The organism is Streptomyces sp. ITFR-21, assembly GCF_031844685.1.
GTDB lineage: Bacteria > Actinomycetota > Actinomycetes > Streptomycetales > Streptomycetaceae > Actinacidiphila.
The window spans coordinates 47035-65939 of the sequence record NZ_CP134608.1; the positions used below are offsets into that span (position 1 = coordinate 47035).

Annotated in this window: 17 protein-coding genes; 15 read left to right on the forward strand and 2 right to left on the reverse strand. The window is 71.6% G+C overall.

Going from position 1 to position 18905, the window contains the following annotated elements; all coding sequences use genetic code 11:
* Positions 1-16 precede the first annotated feature (16 nt).
* A complete protein-coding gene (locus RLT57_RS32875; RefSeq protein ID WP_311301412.1) occupies positions 17-181 on the reverse strand; it encodes a hypothetical protein in 165 nt (54 codons plus the stop codon).
* 338 nt (positions 182-519) lie between these two features.
* Positions 520-732 (reverse strand): hypothetical protein, encoded by a 213-nt coding sequence (locus tag RLT57_RS32880; RefSeq protein ID WP_311301413.1) that lies wholly within the window; start codon positions 730-732, stop codon positions 520-522.
* A gap of 168 nt (positions 733-900) precedes the next feature.
* Between RLT57_RS32880 and RLT57_RS32885 the strand changes: the two genes are divergently transcribed.
* The 15 genes from RLT57_RS32885 to RLT57_RS32955 all read left to right on the forward strand — a co-directional run bounded on the left by RLT57_RS32885 (position 901) and on the right by RLT57_RS32955 (position 18904).
* On the forward strand, positions 901-1077 hold the full coding sequence (locus tag RLT57_RS32885; protein WP_311301414.1) for a hypothetical protein: 177 nt from the start codon (positions 901-903) through the stop codon (positions 1075-1077).
* Between the two features lie 157 nt (positions 1078-1234).
* Positions 1235-1573: a DUF1360 domain-containing protein gene (locus RLT57_RS32890; RefSeq protein ID WP_311301415.1), complete on the forward strand. Its 339-nt coding sequence runs from the start codon at positions 1235-1237 to the stop codon at positions 1571-1573.
* Positions 1573-1746, forward strand: a complete 174-nt coding sequence (locus tag RLT57_RS32895; RefSeq protein WP_311301416.1) for a hypothetical protein — start codon at positions 1573-1575, stop codon at positions 1744-1746. The genes RLT57_RS32890 and RLT57_RS32895 overlap by 1 nt, the downstream gene beginning before the upstream one ends.
* Positions 1743-3485: a hypothetical protein gene (locus tag RLT57_RS32900; protein ID WP_311301417.1), complete on the forward strand. Its 1743-nt coding sequence runs from the start codon at positions 1743-1745 to the stop codon at positions 3483-3485. The genes RLT57_RS32895 and RLT57_RS32900 overlap by 4 nt, the downstream gene beginning before the upstream one ends.
* Positions 3461-3721: a hypothetical protein gene (locus RLT57_RS32905; RefSeq protein ID WP_311301418.1), complete on the forward strand. Its 261-nt coding sequence runs from the start codon at positions 3461-3463 to the stop codon at positions 3719-3721. Before RLT57_RS32900 ends, RLT57_RS32905 begins: the two co-directional genes overlap by 25 nt.
* Positions 3711-7097 (forward strand): phage minor head protein, encoded by a 3387-nt coding sequence (locus tag RLT57_RS32910; protein ID WP_311301419.1) that lies wholly within the window; start codon positions 3711-3713, stop codon positions 7095-7097. The genes RLT57_RS32905 and RLT57_RS32910 overlap by 11 nt, the downstream gene beginning before the upstream one ends.
* Entirely contained in the window at positions 7097-7291 is a 195-nt protein-coding gene (locus RLT57_RS32915; RefSeq protein ID WP_311301282.1) for a hypothetical protein, read from the forward strand. The genes RLT57_RS32910 and RLT57_RS32915 overlap by 1 nt, the downstream gene beginning before the upstream one ends.
* A 119-nt stretch (positions 7292-7410) precedes the next feature.
* A complete protein-coding gene (locus tag RLT57_RS32920) occupies positions 7411-9030 on the forward strand; it encodes a major capsid protein (RefSeq protein ID WP_311301283.1) in 1620 nt (539 codons plus the stop codon).
* Positions 9031-9108: 78 nt separating this feature from the next.
* Entirely contained in the window at positions 9109-9960 is an 852-nt protein-coding gene (locus tag RLT57_RS32925) for a cupin (RefSeq protein WP_311301284.1), read from the forward strand.
* Between the two features lie 32 nt (positions 9961-9992).
* Positions 9993-10511 carry a hypothetical protein gene (locus tag RLT57_RS32930; protein WP_311301285.1) on the forward strand — a complete coding sequence of 173 codons (519 nt, stop codon included), beginning with the start codon at positions 9993-9995 and terminating at the stop codon, positions 10509-10511.
* Positions 10512-10514: 3 nt separating this feature from the next.
* Complete coding sequence (locus RLT57_RS32935) at positions 10515-11069, forward strand: hypothetical protein (RefSeq protein ID WP_311301286.1); 555 nt, start codon at positions 10515-10517, stop codon at positions 11067-11069.
* A 156-nt stretch (positions 11070-11225) separates the two neighbouring features.
* On the forward strand, positions 11226-13100 hold the full coding sequence (locus RLT57_RS32940) for an RCC1 domain-containing protein (protein ID WP_311301287.1): 1875 nt from the start codon (positions 11226-11228) through the stop codon (positions 13098-13100).
* 163 nt (positions 13101-13263) lie between these two features.
* On the forward strand, positions 13264-17991 hold the full coding sequence (locus RLT57_RS32945) for a hypothetical protein (protein ID WP_311301288.1): 4728 nt from the start codon (positions 13264-13266) through the stop codon (positions 17989-17991).
* Positions 17988-18344, forward strand: coding sequence for a hypothetical protein (locus RLT57_RS32950; protein ID WP_311301289.1), 357 nt, complete (start codon positions 17988-17990; stop codon positions 18342-18344). Before RLT57_RS32945 ends, RLT57_RS32950 begins: the two co-directional genes overlap by 4 nt.
* Entirely contained in the window at positions 18341-18904 is a 564-nt protein-coding gene (locus RLT57_RS32955; RefSeq protein ID WP_311301290.1) for a hypothetical protein, read from the forward strand. Before RLT57_RS32950 ends, RLT57_RS32955 begins: the two co-directional genes overlap by 4 nt.
* Position 18905: the final 1 nt, after the last annotated feature.

The window sequence follows — 18905 nt, forward strand, 5'->3', positions numbered from 1 at the left end:
GGGGGCGAACAGGCCGCTAGCCCTCCTGGGCCAGGATCTCCACCGGCACGAACAGCACGTCCAGCACCTCGGACTGGGGGCCGGGGCCGTACGCGATGCCGGTCTGTCCGTTCCATAGGTCGAGCAGTACCTGATTCAGCGGGGCGTCGCCCCCGGCCGGTATCGCACCGTGATCGCTCATGTGTCCACGGTAAGGGGCGTACGCCCGGCCATGAGGCCATTTCCGGGGGCGCACGGCAGTGATCGACTCCACCGGGCGTGCGCGGGGGGACTTGGGGGACCGGTGGCCACCGAGAGCGGATCGACCTCGGCGCTTCCCATGGGCACTGGCGTCAAGCCGACCACCGGCCTCCCCGAGCCGGGAATCCTAGACCACCGCGCTCCCTACCCCTCCGCGCGCTCCTCCTCGTCCAGGGCGAGCAGGTCGCTGCGCGGGCGGGCACCGCATCAGCACGCAGCTGGAGGTTCCTCACTCCTGACGAGAGCCCGCTCAAGGGCGCCGGCCTGTGCAACGTCTTCCTAGTCCGCGAACCAATCACGCAACCTCGTCATCCCGGCGCGGTCCAGGCCGATCGTTGCGCGGCCGGCGGAGTCGGTCACGGCGTGAGTGTCGATACCGAGGCGCACCAGCATCGCCTTAACCGCCTCACGGTCGCGAATGCCCTCAACGGGGATGTAGAGCTGCGACTGAGGGCTGCCGTCTGCACCTGGCAGGTGATGTGGCTCGGTCATGAGGCGACAGTACGGGGCACGCCGCAACCAACCCGTAGGGGCGGCGCATCGGGAAGTGAACCTCGGCTCCGCCACACTGAAAGGGTGAAGAACCCCCGTATCCCCTGTGCGCGCTGCGGCCGACCCACCGCGGCCGGGCCGGTCGCTGGCCGCTCCGCGAAGGGTCGTATGTGGCGCCACGATGCCCCCGGCCAGACCCGCACCCCGGGCGAACCGCTGGAGTCCTGCATCGGGTCGCTGGACATCATCGACCTGCCGCCGATCCCCGGACGACAGATGGAGCTGGACATGCCCGCCCTCGACGCCCCGACCGCCGACCCGGTGGGCACCATGGTCATGTTCTGAGCCGGGTCGCAGGCGCGCGTATCTGCGACCGGCCACCGCGCGTGATCTGAAGCCGCGCCCTGACCTGCGAGTTCACCCCCGGAGGGGTGGTCGCTACGTGCCCTATGATGCTCCGCCGGTAACCGGAGGATCACATTCCGCACAAGGGGCGACGACCTTGATCAATCCCGCTGAACTGGGCCTGCTCGGCCTCGGCGCCTACCGGGGAACCCAGCTCGCCGTACACGACAGCATCCTGGACCCGGCACGGGACCGGATCTTCGCCTGGCGCGACCAGCAACCGGAGTCCGCCCCCCGTACGTGGGTGGTGACGCTGATCTCCTGCGTCTACTGCATGGGCTGGTGGGTGTCCGGTGCGATCCTCGCCACCTACCTGCTGGCCGCCGGCCACTGGGACAACGCGCCCCTGGTCGTCCACGGCGTCGAATGGCTGGCCGTCGCCGGAGGCCAGGCCCTGCTGAACCGGTGGGACGACTCCCGCAAGGACGGCAGCTGATGGGCGACAACCTCGCCGCCGTCCTCATCGGGCTGATCGGTTTCACCTGGTGGGGCTGGGTCAAGTGGCTGGACTACCGCCGTGACCGGTGGATGCACACCCCCTCGGACCGGGTGCCGCGCTCCCAGGACACCGTTCCTGGCCAGCGCAGGCCCCCGGGAGCGCCCGAGTGAGCAGGGAGCTCGTCGGGTCGGCCGCGCGCTACACCACGACCACCGCGAAGACCACCGCCAAAACCAGCAGCCTCGGCCGACAGCGCCAGGCATGGGACTACTACCGCGCCGTCCCCGAGGTCCGCTCCTTCGCGAACTGGGTGGGCAACGCCATGTCCCACACCATCCTGCGGGCCGGACGTGCCCGCGCTGACGGCACGATCGCCGGTGCCCCCGTCTCGCATCCGGCCAGCGAGTACGTCGCGGCGATCGCTGGCGGGCCAGACGGGCGCCGCCAGCACCTGCGGGAGTACGGCCGCCACCTGGCCGTGGCCGGCGAGGGCTGGACGATCATCGAGCCCCGCGGCACAGCCCTGGTGTGGCACGTGCGGTCCGTACTGGAGGTCTCCAACCGGGGCGGAGGAGCCCTGGAGGCCAAGGTCGAGGGCGACAGCCTCATGATCCCCGCCGCCACGGACGGGCAGGGCGACCCGCGCGCGCCCGTTGCGATCCGCGTCTGGGACCCCGACCCTGCCGACCACCTCCAAGCCGACTCGCCCATGCTCGGCTGCCTCGACATCCTGGAGGAGCTGCGGCTGCTGTCCGCGGCCGTCCGTGCCGTCGCGACCTCCAGGCTGACCGGCCGCGGGCTGCTGTTCGTACCCAAGGGCGTCCGGTTCCCCACCAAAGGCGGCGCGGAGGGGTCCGCTGAGGATGACCTCCTGGACGTGCTGATGGAGGTGGCCTCCACCGCGATCCGCGATCCCGAGTCCGCCGCCGCGACCGTCCCGATCATCGTGGAGCTACCGGCCGAGGCGATCGCCGCGATCGAGCACGTCAAGATGGACTCCGAATTCGACGAGTTCCTCCTCAAGCTCCGGCAGGAGGCCATCGGCCGGGTCGCGGTCGGCGCGGACATCCCCGCCGAGATCCTCCTCGGCCAGGGCGACGTCAACCACTGGACGACCTGGAGTCTCCAGGAAGAGGCGATCAAGCTCGGTGTCGAGCCGCGCCTGGACGTCGTCACCCACGCCTACACCACCCAATGGCTCCAGCCCCTCCTGGAGGCAGACCGTCTGCCCGACGCGGAGGAATGGGTGGTGTGGGCCGACACCTCCCCGCTGCGCGTCCGCACCAACCGCGCCCAAACCGCCGTCGAGGTCTTCCAGGCCGGAGGCATCAGCGGGAAGGCACTCCGCCGCGAGACCGGCTTCAGCGAGGACGACGCCCCCGACGCCGACGAGACCCGCACCCGCCGCGCACCAGCCCCCGCCGACGACGACCAGGAGCAGGAGGACACCATGCCGACCCCGCGCACACCGCTGCCCGTCGACGAGACCCACAACCCGCCCGCCCAGCCCACCGACCCGGACCCCGGTATCACCGCCGCCGCGGCCCCGACTGACGCACTGGTCGCCGCCGTCGACGGGCTGCTCTGGTACGCCCTGTCCAGCGCCGGTGAGAAACTGCGCCGCACCCCGGCGTGCCCCCGCGACCGCCGCGCCGAAGCACGCACCATCACCCCGGCTACACGGCACACCGTGTACTCCGTCACCCGTGAGGACATCGACAGCCTCCACCTCCTCGACGGCGTCCTGGACCGCACCCCCGACATCGCCACCCGCTACGGCGCGAGCCCAGAGTGCCTGCACGCCACCCTTCACGCATACCTGCGTGAACTCATGGCCGCCGGAGTGGCGTACGACCCCGTGCACGTCCGCCCCGTCATCGCCGGATGCACCACCGCAGGCGCGGCGTGAACCCCTACCGGGAGCCGATCCCGCCCACCGCCTGCACCGTCCCGGCGACGGCCACCGCGAGCACGGACGCCATCCCGTCCTGGTGCCCCAACTGCAAAGCCGACAGCCGCCTCACCGGCGTCACCCTCCTGCTCACCTCACAGGGCGTATCCACCGTGGACACCTGGTCATGGTGCGAGATCTGCGGTGACGACGACCCGACCGACACCGCTCGGAGGCCGCTGTATGCCCGCTGACGACCTGGAAGACGCCCTCAGTGCGGCCGAGGACGACATTGCGGCCGCCGTCGCCGATCTCCTCGACCAGGTCGCCGACGAGTTCGCCGCGGCCCTCGCGGACGCCACGGAGATCGTCGCGGCCCGCTTCTCCGTATCCCGCATCGCCCGCATGTGGGCCGCGGGGGTGCCCGCCTTGGTCCGGCGTCTCCTCGGTACAGCGGAGACCGCAGCCGGGCAGGCCGCCGACCAGGTCGACGCGGAACTGCCGGACGGGTGGGACGACCTGCCCGGCCGGTACGACGACGACCGCGAACTCCCGGACGGGATCAGTCAGTACGTCACCACCACCGAGCACCTGCTGCGCGCCGTCGGTGACCGCTTGTCAGCCGCCGCGGTGGCCGCTCTCAGTGAGGGCGTCGACGCGGGTGAGGACATCGAGCAGCTACGCACCCGTCTCCGTGGGGTGTTCGCCCGCGACGGGGCGCAGCTCGGCGAAGTGCGGGAGGACCGCGTCGCCCGTACCGAGGCAGGAAGGGCGTGGAACACCGCGACTCTCGCGGCCGGTCAGGCACTCACCGGCCCGGAACGGCCGCTGGTCAAGCAGTGGCGAACGCGCGATGACTCAGTAGTGCGTGACGCGCACGCCGAGGTGAACGGGCAGCTGCGGCTCCTCGATGAGCCGTTCACCGTCAGCGGCGTGTCGATGTCCACTCCCGGCGACCCGGCCGCGCCGCCCGAACTCACCGTGAACTGCCGATGCCGCCTGGCATTGGCCCACGCTGACCGCACTGCCGCCTTCGAATCTCAAGAAGCCTCCGAGGCTGAACTTTCTGATGCAAGGAGGAACCCCTCAATGGTTTCCATGACGGCCGACACGGACGGCAGCCACCTCAGCGGCGGCATGATCGCGCTCATCCCCACCGAGGAGGATGCCGCCCGCCTGGCGATCGAGGGTGGGGAGGACGCAGCCGAGCTGCACCTCACACTGTTCTTCCTCGATGACGACGGCAGCGTGTGGACCGACGAGCAGCGCCGGGAGCTGACCGCGAACCTCCAGGACGCCGCCGCCCAGCTCGGCGGCCCCATCACCGCGAACGCGTTCGGCGCGGCCCAGTGGAACCCGAGCAGCGACAGCCCCTCGTGGGTGTGGTCCGTAGGCGACAACCCCGGCCGGGATGCCGACGCCCCGACCCTCGTCCTCGCCCAGGCCGCCGCCACGGGCGCCCTGGAGAACATGCACGACCAGCCCGCCCTGCCCGCCCAGCACTCCCCTTGGGCCGCCCATGTCTGCGCCGCGTACAGCGACGACCCCGCCCTCCTGGAACAACTGCTCGCCCGGGTCGGCCCGATCACGTTCGACCGCATCCGCCTGGCCCTGGCAGGCGACCACACCGATATCCCGCTCAGCCCCGAGGAGGAACCGCCCATGGCTGAACCGACCGCCGCGGCGATCACCGCCGCGCTCCCCGCACGATCCTGGTCCACCCCCGGAGACACCGCCATCGCCTTCGAGAACCAGGAGACGGGCGACGGCCGCGTGTTCGCCCCCGAGTCCCTGTACTGGGACCAGCCGGGACCGTGGCCGCTCCAGTACGCCGACGAAATGCTGATGGGCCACGAGGGCGCCGAACTGGCCGGAGCGATCGAGACCGTGGACCGTGACGGGGACCGCATCACCGCCTCCGGCGTCCTCTACGCGGGCCGCTCCGCCGCCGACGAGGCCATCGATCTACTGGAGGAAGAGGCCCCGCTCGGTGTGAGCGTCGATCTGGACGACGTCAGCATGGAGTTCGTCGACCGGACCCTGGCCACAGGCGACGACGGCGAGATCGTCCTCGCCGCGTCCCTGGCCTCCGTCAGCGTGCTGCGCCTGGCCGACGACTCATGGGTGGTCACCGCCAGCACCGCGGCCGAGTGGACCGCCTCGGGCACGGCCCTTACCCGGACCCGCCACGACGTCCAGTTCATCACCGGCCCCGGCGGCCTCATCCCCGCCACCGCGCTCCGCAACGCGTTCACCAACACCGGCGTCCTCACCGCGGCGGCAGGCGACGCGGACAACCCCGAAGACGGGGTGGTCGTCTGGGCGGAGAACTCCGGCGACTTCCTCATGCGGATCACCCGGGCCCGCCTCAGGGGCGCCACCCTCGTGTCCATGCCCGCGTACTCGCAGGCCCGCATCGTCCTCGACCCGATCACAGCCGACGGCGAGCAAGAGGCGACCGCGACCGGCCTGGCGGCAGCCAACGTTTCCGACACCCACCTCGCGGTCGTGGCATTCGTGTCGTCCTCCTCGGCGCCGGTCGGACCGAGGGAGGTCGCAACAGCACTCGGCATCAGCACAGAGAGCGCCCGCGGCTACCTCAAGCGCGCGGCAGAGGCCGGCCGGATCATCCGCCTCGCCCGCGGCCAGTACGTCGGCACGACGTTCTCCGAGGCCCCCGACGTGGCCGCCTCCGGCGACGACGACCAAAGCATGCGAGACCTGGTGGCCTCCGCGTGGACCGCGATGCAAGACTCCGACCCGATGCCCGCCGCCTGGTTCGCCGAGCCCACCGCCGACGACCTGCCCCCGGGATCGGGCGGGGTCCACCACAAAGACGGGCGGATCTTCGGGTGGGTCGCCCAGGCCGGCGAGCCGCACGCCGGAATGCCCGGCCGCAATTTGACGATCGAGTCCCTCGGCGACATCGACCTGACGCATTTCCTCCGCGCCCGCTTCAAGCTCGACAACGGCCAGTTCGTCCGGGCCGGAGCGATGACGATGAACGTCGGCCACCACCGCGACGGCGCCGAATGCGAAACGTCAGCGTGCCAGTTCGACGATTCGCGAACCGTCGCCGGGATCGTGACCGTCGGCATGAACTCGCGCGGAATGTGGTTCTCCGGCGCCGCCGCCCCATGGCTGTCGGAGTGGGACCGCACCGTTTTCGCCGCATGCCAACCGAGCTACCACATGCGACAGGACACGTCCGGACAGTGGCAACTGCGCGCGGTCCTGTCCGTCCCGGTGCCCGGACACTCCTCCCCGCTGCTGGCGTCCGTCACCGAACGCTCCAACCTCGCGCTCGCCGCGTCCGCCGCGTCCGCGCTCCTGACCAGCCCGGACACCGCGTCCGGACGCGATGCCCGCCCACAGGACACGTCCGGACAGCCGGTGCCCGGACCCGCAGCGGACATGTCCGGACAGGCGTCCTCGATCGCCGACGCGGTCACCGCGGCACTCACCTCCCCCCGGGTCCTCGACGGCCTCCTGGCCGCCCTGGAGCGACGGGAGACAGAGCGCGCCGAGGAAGCCCGCGCCGAGGTCGCCCGGCTCATCGCCAGCGTCGCCCCCGCCCGGGGAGAACTCGCCGCCAGCGCAGCTGGCACCACACGGAAGGAAGTCGCCTGATGGCCTGCTCCTGCGGCAAGAACAAGAAGCAGTTCGAGGTCGTGATCGACGGAGGGAAAGTCGTCTACACGTCCTCCGTGAAGTCCACCGCCGAGAGCGTCGCCAAGCGCTACGCCAACTCCACGGTCCGGGAGAAGGGCGCGGCACCTGCCGCCAGCACCACCAAGACGGCGCCCGCGACCCCCGCGCCGTGACCCATGGCGGCGGCCCGGCCGTAACAGCACACCGGGCCGCCACCAGCTAACATTCCGTTAGATCCCCACCGACTGTCTGGTTTCGGGCCGAGTCTCCTACGCAGCATCAGGAGACTCGCGTGGCCGACGAGCCCGAGTTCACCCTTCCCGAAGACCTCGCCGCGCTCTCGGCTGAGGAACTGGCGTCCACTCTCGATTCAGCGGTCCGCGCCTTCGACGCGCTCAGCAATTCCGAGACCTTCGCCAGCGACGACCTCGCGACCCTCCGTACCCTCGCCGCAGGCGTCGACGCCATTCGTGCCGAGCAGGCCACGCGCGTCGAGGCCGCCGAGCAGGCCGCCGCCGAGATCGACGCCCTGGCCGCCCAGGTCCGCGGCGACGCACCCGCTGAGGCGGAGCCCGCCACCGAGCAAGAGCCCGCCCCGGAGCCGGAGGCCGCCCAGGCAGACACCACCGCCTCGGCTGCGCAGCCGCGCCGCACCATCGACCTGTCCGGCGTCCGCCGCCGCCAGCCCTCCGTACTGCCCCGCGACCCGAACCCGCGCCCGGAGATCACCGCCTCGGTCGACGTACCCGGCTACTCCCCGGGTCAGGCCCTCGACATGGAGGGCGTCACCGAGGGCATCATTCGCCGCGCGAACGCGCTCAAGACCGCTGGTGGGGGTGTCGGTCTCACGGCGTCGTACCGGCTGCCGTTCGACCCGAAGCTGATCGTCAACGACTCCAGTTCGGGCACCGAGGGCACCCGGGCCGTGCTCCTGGCCGGTGACCAGTCCCGCCTGGAGGGCGGTGACCTGGTGGCGTCCGGCGGCTGGTGCGCCCCGTCCGAAACCGTCTACACGCTCACCGGGATGGCCTGCCCGGAGATGCTGTGGGACCTGCCGGAGATCCAGCTCGCCCGCGGCGGCCTGCGTTATTTCCCGATGCCGTCCCTCGACGTCAGCACGATGACGTTCGTCCACACCGAGGCCGACGACATCGCCGGGGCGCCCAAGCCGTGCTTCCGGATTCCGTGCCCGGACCCGGTCGAGGTCCGGTGCGAAGCCATCGGGGCGTGCCTGGAAAGTGGAATTCTGACCCAGCGTCACTTCCCGGAGCTGGTCGCGTTCTACCAGTCGCAGGCGATGATCGCCCACGAGATCCGCATCAAGCAGGAGCTGTTCACCGCCGCCCTCGCCGCGTCGACTCCGGTCACGATCGCGCAGACCTTCGGCGCATTCTCCGCGCTGTTCGCCGCCGTAGCCCTCCAGGCAGCCGACATCACGGAGAAGCTGTCGCTCTGCCAGAACATCAACATCGAGGTCGTCTTCCCCTGGTGGAGCAAAAACCTCTTCCTCGCGGACATCGCCCGGCAGAACGGCGTCTCGGTCAGCGACATCAAGACGCAGTCGATCCTCGACGCGTTCGCGCAGATCGGCATCAGCATCCAGTGGGCCCGCGGCCTCAACCCGGCCGTCCCGGCTGAGATCGGCAGCCCGGACCCGGCCACCGTGTGGCCCTCCACCGTGCCGTTCCTGATCTACCCGGCCGGCACCTTCGAGGCCGGTCGCGGCGGTGAGATCTCGCTGGGCGTGATCCACGACAGCGCGAAGTTCCAGACCAACGACTACACGGCCCTCTTCACCGAGGAATGCAGCGCGCTGATCGCCCGGAACGACGAGGCCCGCATCGTGACCGTCCCCGTGTGTGCCGACGGCCGAACCGGCGAGCAGCTCGGCATCGACTGCCCGATCGCCTGACCCGACCTCTTCCGCTGGATGCCGGGCCCCTATCGAGGAGCCCGGCCCCGGCACCCGAATACGTGAGGAGGTCGGCCCATGCCGTCAGCCGGACTGCGCAGCCGTGTCGAAGCCATCCCGGGCAGACCCCTGCCTCACGGGATCCTCGGCGGCTGCGCCGACATCATCGACGTCACCGACGAGCAGATCCACGAACTGATGGGCGTGGAGTGGATGTCGCTCGGGTGCTGCCCGGTCCGGGACACCGACTGGTGCGCGGACGAGTCTCCGGGTGAGGAGTCGCCCGGCCTGCCCGGCTCGTCGCCGCCCAAGGAATTCTGCTCCCCGGAGACCGAGCACGCGTCCCCGCACACGATCTACGCCGGTGCGAAGTGCTCGACCATGGGCTGGTCGTACGCCGAGGCCGTCGAGCAGGTCCGAGCGACGCTGGAACTGGGCGAACAGCGGGCGATCGAGGCCGCGTTCTGGCGCGACAACCTCGCCGCCAACGCCCTCGACCTGACCCCGGCGGGCGGGCCGGTGAACATCGCGGCCGGTGTCGCGGCGCTGGAAGGCTGCCTCGCCGAAACGTACGGCGGCATCGGCGTCCTACACGTCCCCGCAGGCGCCGCCGCCCTGCTGGGCTGCTGCAACATCCTCTCGCTGGCCGGCGGGACGCCGCAGACCCTCACCGGCAACTGCGCGATCATCGGCGCCGGTTACTCGTACGAGAACTCCGGACCGGGCGGAATCCCCGCCGATCCGGGTACCGCCTGGCTCTACATCTCGGGGCCGGTCGTCGTCCGGCGCGGTCCGGTGGACATCATCCCGGACCGCGCCGGCCCATCCATCGACACCCGCTTCAACGACCAGCGGGTCCTGGCCGAGCGGACCGTCGTCGTCGGCACAACCTGCTCGATCTGCGCCATCAACGTCGAGCTGTGCCCGTGACCGTGACCACCTTGGGAGGGGCCGTGCGCCCGATGATCCATGTCCAGCCCGCCCAAGAGATGCGGGTCGACTTCGCGGTGTGGGCGGTGGCGCAGACGCCGAAGATCCGCACCGTCTCGACGAACTCCTTCGCCGTCCCGCCCCGTCTGTTCGTCGAGGTGCCGGAAGAGATCCTGATCGGCGCCCTGGTGAACGGCCACCGGTACGTGAGCCCGGACGAGGACGCCGCCACCGGCCAGCCGCCACCGGGCACCCCGCCCGCGCCTGCTCCCGGCAGCCCGGAGGCCGACGCCGCCGCGATGGTCGCGGCCACGTCGCCCGAAACCGTGCAGGCCGCCATGGACGCCGCGCTCCTGGCCGTCGACCTGGCCGCGCTCAACGCGGGCGGCGACGAGCCCGGCAGCGAACTGCCCGCAGGCGGCGACAACCCGGCGACGCCAGAGGAGCAGCCTGACGGCGTGTTCCTCTGCCCCGGCTGCCCCAAGGAGTTCACGACTGCCCGGGGCCGGGACACCCACGCCCGGCAGGTCCATCCCACGGGCCGGGAGTAAGCGATGCCCGTACAGCCCTTGCCTTGCAGCCCCGGGGGCGGCAGCAACCCGCCCGGCGAGTCCTGCTGCTCGCCGTCCATCACCTCGACGTCGCTGTGCCAGGCCGACGGGTCCCCGGTGCTGCTGATGGTGCGCTCACCCTGCGTCTGCGGCACCGACCCGGCCGGGGCCCCCGAGGTCATCGGTTGGATCGACCCGACGACCGGCCAGTTCACCGCGGGGCCGCTGCCGGCCGGGGCCGGGCCGTGCCCCGATGCCGGGGACTGCGACCCGGTACCGATGTGCCCTCAACTCCTGGGTATCACCGGCCCGGAGACGTGGACCATCCCGGACGGTACCGAGTCCGTGTCGGTGACCGTGGCGTGCGGGCCGGTGACCGTGACGGACTGCGCGGGCAACTCGACCGTCATCACCGAATGCGGCGCTGCCTTCAGCTGGGCCGCGCCCGGCACACCGTGCTCGCCCGGTGTGCTGTGCGGGGCCCTCGCCGTCGACATCCCGGACGGTGCCACCGCCTACATCCAGTGGTCCGCACCATGCGAAGGTGACGAGTCGTGACCGGCGCGCACCGCAAACATTTTCCGTCGTCGCTGGCCGACGGTGGCGCGGCGGCCAACGGGCCGCCCGCTGGTGCTCGGCCGTCTGACCTTGACCCCCTCGCAGGTATGGCTCCGGGACTGGGCCGCGAGGCACCCAACTGACCTACGGAGACACATGAGTGGCACCAGCGGTTCATGGTCGCAGCCCGCGCAGACCGAGGCCCAGATCATCGTGCTATGCGACACCGCCCCAGACGGCACGGTGACCGGGTTCCTGCGGCAGGTGAGCTACCGAGGCGGGCTGCTCGTCTCGACGGCGGATACCGGTCTGGACGGGTCCAGCCCGTACACCGTGGCTGGGGTCGTCAGTTTGTGCGGCACGGGCTCGGGCGGCCGGTACTCGGTGGAGCAGCAGGTCCTGTGCGATCAGGACATCGCTGACGGTGAGGTCATGGCCTCGGTGTCCTTCCTGCGGCGGTACATCATCGACAGCCGGACCGGTGCACAGGTCGGGCTACCGCAGGATGTGCAGTTGAACGGGATCACGCCGTACGAGACGACCGGGTCGGTGGTCGCGGACTGCTCCTCCATCTCGGCTATCGTGCCCCCGGACCCCTGCTCGTCCATCACCCCGGGCACGCTGGCACCGACCTGGGCCGCGAACCACACCCCGTTCCCGGACTCGTCCACGGTCAGCCGCACCGTCCCACTGCTGGTGACGTTCCCTCAGCCGGTGTCGGTGTCCGCGTCAGTCGCCACCGTCAACGGGCAGCCGGCATCGCTGGTGCTGGTGTCCGGCACCACGTACAGCGTGGTCACCACGGCGAAGATCAGCCCGTGCACCGCGGTGTCGGCGACGGTGCAGCCGGTCACTACGGGGGGCTGCCCGGAAGGCGCGTACACCTCTCCGGCGGAGACGACGCATCCGCTATCGCCGGCCTATGCGTGGGGCTGGAACCCCAGCGGACGTCTCGGGGACGGCACCACCACGCAGCGCCAGACCCCAGTGCCCCAGGCATCCGGGGACGACACCCACTTCGTCACGATCGACGGCGGCGCCCAGGGCTTCTCTCTCGCGATCGACGACACCGGGAGGGTGTGGGGCTGGGGCGTCGGCGGGTACGGGCAGCTCGCCGGCGGGCAGACCGTGGACGCCCTGTCGCCCGCGCTGTCGCTGATGCCGTCCGGGGTCGGTGCGGCCGGCATCGCCGCGGCGGCCAACACGGCCGCTTTCCTCAGCACCGAGGGCCGGGTCTACACGGCCGGATACGGCGCCCTGGGCCAGCTCGGGACAGGCGGGACAGCCAGCCGGTCCACGTGGTCCGCGGTCACCTTCCCCGGCGCGGCGACGATCTCGAAGATCACGGCCGGTGTCGACCACCTGCTGGCCCTGTCGGACACGGGCGACGTGTATGGCTGGGGCTACGACGGGTACGGCAACGCGAGCGGCACCACCGCCCTCACGAACGTGCTCTCCCCGGCCCGGGTCGCGTTTCCTGCGGGCACGGTCATCACGGACATCGCCGCAGGCTCCTACTTCAACGTGGCCGTCGACACGGACGGCCAGGTGTGGACCTGGGGCCTGGACAACTACCAGCAGCTCGGCGACGGCGACCCCGACACGGCCACCAGCTTCGCGCCCGCCCAAATCACGCTGCCCGCCGGAGTGACCGCGGCCACGGTGTACGCCGGCTACTACAACGCGTCCCTGATCACCCCCGACGGGCAGCTGTACGTGTGGGGTAGCAACGTATGGGGCAGCGCCGGACAGGGCACCACCACACCGGTCACGGCGGCCTCCCCCACGCTGGTCACGCTGCCTGACTCCACGGTCGGTATGGCGTGGGGCACGGACTCCGCGATCGCGCTCACCTCCGCCGGTGAGGTCTACACCTGGGGCTACGGCGGGTCCGGACAGATGGCGAACGGCTCCGTGGATGCCGTGAACCCCGCGCCGCTCCTGGTCACCGCACTACCTGACGGCGTCGCCCCGACCTCGGTGGCGGCCTGCGACTACGGCAACTTCGTCACGGTCGGCACGCAGTGCTGACTCTCCTCCCGCCGCTGCGCCCGGCCCACGGCCGCTCGAACCGTGGGCCAGGCGCACGCCCCACCTCCACCCTCACCTTGATCGGAGACCTCTTGTGCCTGTAGGCGGAGCTTTCAGCTGCGGGTGCGGCGGCGGATCGGACTGCCCATCGCGCACCCAGCCCATGACCACCACGGGGCTGTGCCTGCCCGGCGGCGTCCCTATCGCCGTGGTGGCTGAGCGGGACTGCGTCGGCACCGTCGCCCAGACCGGATGGCTCAACCTCACGACCGGCGCGTACACCACCGGCGTGCCCCCGGCTGGTGCGGCGGCGTGCGGGGATTCCCGCAGCATCCAGGTCTCCGGGGTGCTGTGCGACCTCGCGGCGGACGGCACGACCGTCCTGGGCCTGGTCCTGACGGAGTACCACTACGCGGACGACGGTTCGATCGAGTCCGTGCGCCTGGTGTCCGCGGCGACCGGTGAGACGTACACGCTCCAGGGCACCCTCACGATCTGCCCCGGCGCGGACGACGAGGAATCCCCCGGCGAACCCGCATGTGACCGCCAGATCGTCGTCCAGCACCTGTGCGACGACGCGGACGGCGACGGCCTGCCGGACACCCGGTACGTCGAGCTGTGGTCGGTGGACCCGTGCACGGGCACCGCCCCGGTGCTGGTCGGCACCTACCGGCCGACCGACTACACCACCCCCTACACCCCGCTCGCACCGGTCGAGTGCGATCTCCTGGCGGGCGAGGAGTCACCGGGAGACCCGGAGCCGGTGTGCGCCCCGCAGATCGTGGAGCGCCAGCGATGTGACGACACCACCGGCGACGGCACCGGAGATGTGCAATTCACGGAGTTGTGGGCGGTCGACCCCTGCGGCGCGGCGGCTCCGGCGCTGCTGGGCACGTACCGGGACGGGGACCTGACCCAGCCGTACACCCCTGTGGCCCCGGTGGACTGCCCGAGCGCGGCGGAGCTGTGCCACAGCGCGGCCACGCTGGTGCTGTGCGACACCGCACCCGCCCCGGTGGCGATGCCGGTGAGCCCTCCGGCCGGGACACAGGGGACGCTCAGCAACGGGGTGTCCTGGGTGCGTTCGGGTCTGTCTCCGGGGTTCGGCGTGCCGACGTGGCTCACCGGCCTGCCCGGCAGCGAGGGCGGCTGGACCTTCGACCAGGAGGTGACGGCCGCTTTCGGGATCACCTTCGGCGGACCAGGCGTCTGTGTCGTCCTCCCGGCCGGCAGCGTCCCGCAGACCGTCCACGCCAACCACCTGTGGGACGAGGCCAGCGGCATCCTGTGCGCGTCCGACCAGGCATCCCCCACCGACCTGTCGACAGTCACTCACCCCGGCAGCACAGCGCTGGTCTTCACTCCGTCTGCCAGCGGGACCTCCGGGCGGGTCACCATCCATGACCTGACGGTCGGCCAGGCCGCGCACACCTTCCTGCGGTCGGTGTGCCGGGACGCGGCCGGGCAGGTCACCACAGTCACGGACACCGAACTCGACAACCAGACCCCCTACGCGCCGACCGGCAGCGTCGGCGTCTGCCGAACGGGGCCGGTCTGCGACCAGTGCGCAGGCGCCCCCGGCGGCATGAGCGTCCTGCCGCTGTGCGACACCGCCCCGGACGGCACGGTGACCGTATTCCTGCGGCACATCACCTCCACAGCCGACAGCGTCACGGTCACCGACACCGCCCTGGACGGGACCACCCCGTACACGGTCACCGGCACAGTCGGCGTCTGCGCCAGCGCAGATGACGAGGAGTCTCCTGGCGAGCCCGCGCCGTGCCACGACAGCGCCACGGTGCTGCTGTGCGACGACCCGGCCCCTGACGGTGTCCCGCCACTGCCGGTCACGTCCACTACGACCGACACGGACCCGACGCCGTACTTCTTCACCTTCCACAACGCGGCCCTGGCCGGCGGCGCCCAGTCCCTGTGGGGCGGCGGCACGGTCACCTTCCCGGCCGAGACGAGCAACGCGGCGACCGGCGCGAAGCAAGTCCACCGCTGCGCCGCCGGCATCATCACCAGCGCCCGGCCCGCATGTGACGACGGCACCGCCACCGTCACCGCCGCCGTTGAGGTCCGCAACCTCGGCCCCAACCCCGGCATCCTGACGAACGGCCGGATTCGCCTACTCACCCCTGACGGGGCCACGCTGGCGACATCGCCGATCATCAGCTCTGTCGGAGTCGGCTCCACCCGGCACATGACCGTGTCCGCCCCGGTCGATGCCGCCACCGCCAGCAGCGGAGTTGTTGTCTGGATCGACCTGGAGACCTGGGACGAAGCCGGGAGCGGCGGCGTACCTGCCGCCCCGAAATCGTGGCAGGCCAGCGCCTACACCGCGACGGTGGAATACGGGCAGAGCGGCTGCATCCAGGCCGTGCAGTTCTTGCGGACGATCGTCACGGACTGCGAGACCGGCCAGACCCTGACCACGACGGACACCACCCTGGACGGCCAGCCCTACACAGTCACTGGCCAGGTGGGGCAGTGCCGGCCCGCACAGGACTGCTGCCCGGTCCCGCCGCCCGAGACCCGCGTGGACGTCGAGTCCGACCTGATGTGCGCGGTGGACCCAGTCACCGGCACCGTGACCGCCCAAATTCTGGTCGAGCGCGTCTACGACAACCAGACCGGCGACCGCACCCTCCAGCGCCTCACCGACCCGACCACCGGCGAGCCGGTCGAGCTGCCGGACGGCGCCGAGCTGGTCCTGTGCCAGGACCCGCCCTGCCCCTCCGCGTTCTCCACCGAGTGCGTCGGAGCGGTCACCCGCACCGAGGCCGGATACGACAACACGAGCCTGATCGAGGGTGTGCCGGGGCAGTGCGGCAGCGTCCAGGGCCCGAACGGGGCGTTCCCGTGCCAGCCGGCCAGCGGCGGCTACACGATCACCAGCTGGATCGTGAACGGGCAGGAGGTGATCGGCGACGGCGGCGGCCGGGCCTTCAACGGCGGCCCCTGCGGCGAAGGCACCGCCGCCACCCCGGGCATGCACCTGAACTGGGCGCAGGCCCTCACCAACCTGGACCCGTCCGGTGCGACCTGGGCGGCGCAGACCGCGCCTGGCTGTGCCTGGTACGTCGGCTCCACCGGCGGCACCCGGACCGTGTACGGGCCGATGACCATCGTGGACGCGGCCGGACAGCAGTGGATTCTCGGCCCGGCCCAGGAATGCGAAGAGATCCAGTACACGAAGGTGTACTCCCAGGAATGCGACGGCACGGTCAGTGTGTCGTGGCTGGACGCCCAGGGCATCGCCACGGACCCGCCCGAGGGCGACCTCGTGCCGTGCGGCACGGGCTGCGGTGCGGGCGCAGGCAGCGGCCTGGACGTCGAGGTCCTGACTCTGTGCGACATCGCCCCGGACGGCAGCAGCAGCCCGTTCCTGCGGCACATCACCTACGGCAGCGGCGGGCAGCCCGCCGCCGTCACCGACACCGCGCTCGACGGATTCGCGCCGTACACACCGTCCGGCACAGTCGGGATCTGCGGCCCGGGGTCCGAGCCGTGCCGCGACACCGCCTCGGTGCTGCTGTGCGACGCCCCGGCCGACTCCACCGTCACCGTGTCCCCGGACATCACGGATGCCACGGGCGCCGACATCGGCCTGGCCCCGGCGCAGTTCCCGGACCTGCCCGGCCCGTACACCCCGCTGTGGACCGGCGGCACCCTCACCTGGCCGGCCGGCACCGGCCCCGGCCAGGTGAACCCCGTAGCCACCGGCCGCATCACCGCCGCCCCGGCCGGCTGCGACGCCGCGTCCGGCACACTCACCGTCTCCGTACGCGTCACCCAGAACGGGCCCGGCGCCGGACAGTTGTGGGACGGCGCGCTGCGCCTGTACCAGGGCACGGCGCTGCTGGCCGCGCAGGACGTGACCACGTACGCGCCGGTCGGGCACGTGCAGACCCTCACCGTCACGGTGCCGGTCACCGCAGCCGACCTCGCCGCCGGCACCCTGTTCGCCGCGGTGATTCTGGAGACGTTCCACGGCACCGCGAAGGGCTGGACCGCCGACCAGTTCACCGCGTCCGTGGCCCTGGACGGCTGCGAGGCCACCACCGCCGTCCAGTTCCTCCGGTCGGTGGTCACCGACTGCGAGACCGGACAGGTGGTGGCCACGTCCGACAGCACCCTGGACGGCCAGCCCTACACCGTCACCGGCACCGTCGGCCAGTGCGTCCCGGCCGATAACAGCGGTGGGGACTGCTGCCCGACCGCCGAGACACTGCCCTTGTGCGATACCGCCGCGGACGGGACGGTCACCGGCTTCCTGCGGCACCTGGTCTACGCACCCGGGATCGCCACGGCGGTATCGGTCATCGACACCGCCCTGGACGGCGCCACCCCGTACACCGCGTCCGGGACGGTCGGCGTCTGCGGACCCGCCCCGGACGAGGAGTCCCCCGGCGAGGACTGCACGACATTCCTGCGCGAGGAGTGCCGCTGGGACGACACCACCGGCGATGGTGTGGGCGATACCCGGTACGTCGAGCTGATCAGCGTGGACGGCTGCACCGGCGCCCTCACTACTGTGGGCACCTACGAGCCGGGGCTGACCGGCCCGTACGTCCCTGTCGCGCCGGTCGCCGAGGGCCCGGTGAGCGGGGCCCCGGCCGCCCGGGGTGTCCAGGCCCACCGCCTGGTCCTCGCGGCAGGCGCGAGCTGGGACGCGGCGACGGTGCCGCTGCTCCAGGCCGTGACCGTCATCGCTCGCGGCACCGCCACGGTGACCACCGCGGACGGCCCGAGCGACCTCGTCGCCGGTGAGTCGATCGGCTGGTCCGTCGCCCGCGACACCGATGCGGCCCTCACCGGCCCGCTGACCGTGACCGCCGGAGACGGCCCGGTAGCCGTCGCCTGGACCGCGAGCGTGACGCTGTGAGCGGCACCGCCGGAAGCCTGGCCATCCCCGGCCCACCCGGAACGCCGGGCCCTCCGGGCGGCCCCGGTATCCGTATCGAGCGGGCCGCCGTCGTCACCGACAGCGCCGGACAGGCCACCGTCACCTGGGACCCGCCGTTCCCGGCGCCCCCGGTCCTGGCCCTGGCAGTGGAGGCCGGCGGCGGGTTCCGGTCGGTGCGCCTCACCGCCAGCACGGCCGCCTCGGCCACGGTGCGTGCCGACGGCGCCGCCGTCATCGAGGTCCTGGGCCTGTCCGTCCTGGCCGCTGCCCTGCCCGCGGCCGGGGTCACCGTCCACGTGATCGCCACCGAACCCCAGGAGGTAGCACCGTGAGCTGCTGCGATGAACGCCACTGCGAATGCGTCGTCATTGCCGGGCCCGGGGCGACGGTCGACGGCGACGGATCGACCACCGACCCGTACGTCATCGGCGCCACCGGCGGGCAGCCTGCCTTCGAGCACGGGTCCGCGGCCCTGGCCGGATCGCTGAATCTGACCCCGACCGCGTCGGGAGCCTGGACCAGCACCACCCTTCAGATCACCCTCCCGGCCGCCGGTACCTACCAGCTCGACGCGGCGGTACGCGCGTCACTGCTGACCGGATCGCCCGCCGACCATTTCATCAGCGCCCGCCTGTACGACGAGACCGCCGGGACCCCAGTGCCGCACAGCACCGTCATGGTGCTCCAGCTGAGCCCGCCCAACGCCGCGGCCAACGGCAACACCCACACCACCGGCACCGCACCGATCGCTGTCGAGTACAGCGTCACCGGGCCCGCCACGATCCGGCTCCAGGGAGCCCGGACCGTCGTCGCCGGTACCGGGACCCAGAGCGCGTCGATCACCACCGACGCCAACGGCGGCACCACCCTCCGCTACCGGCGTATCGCCTGAT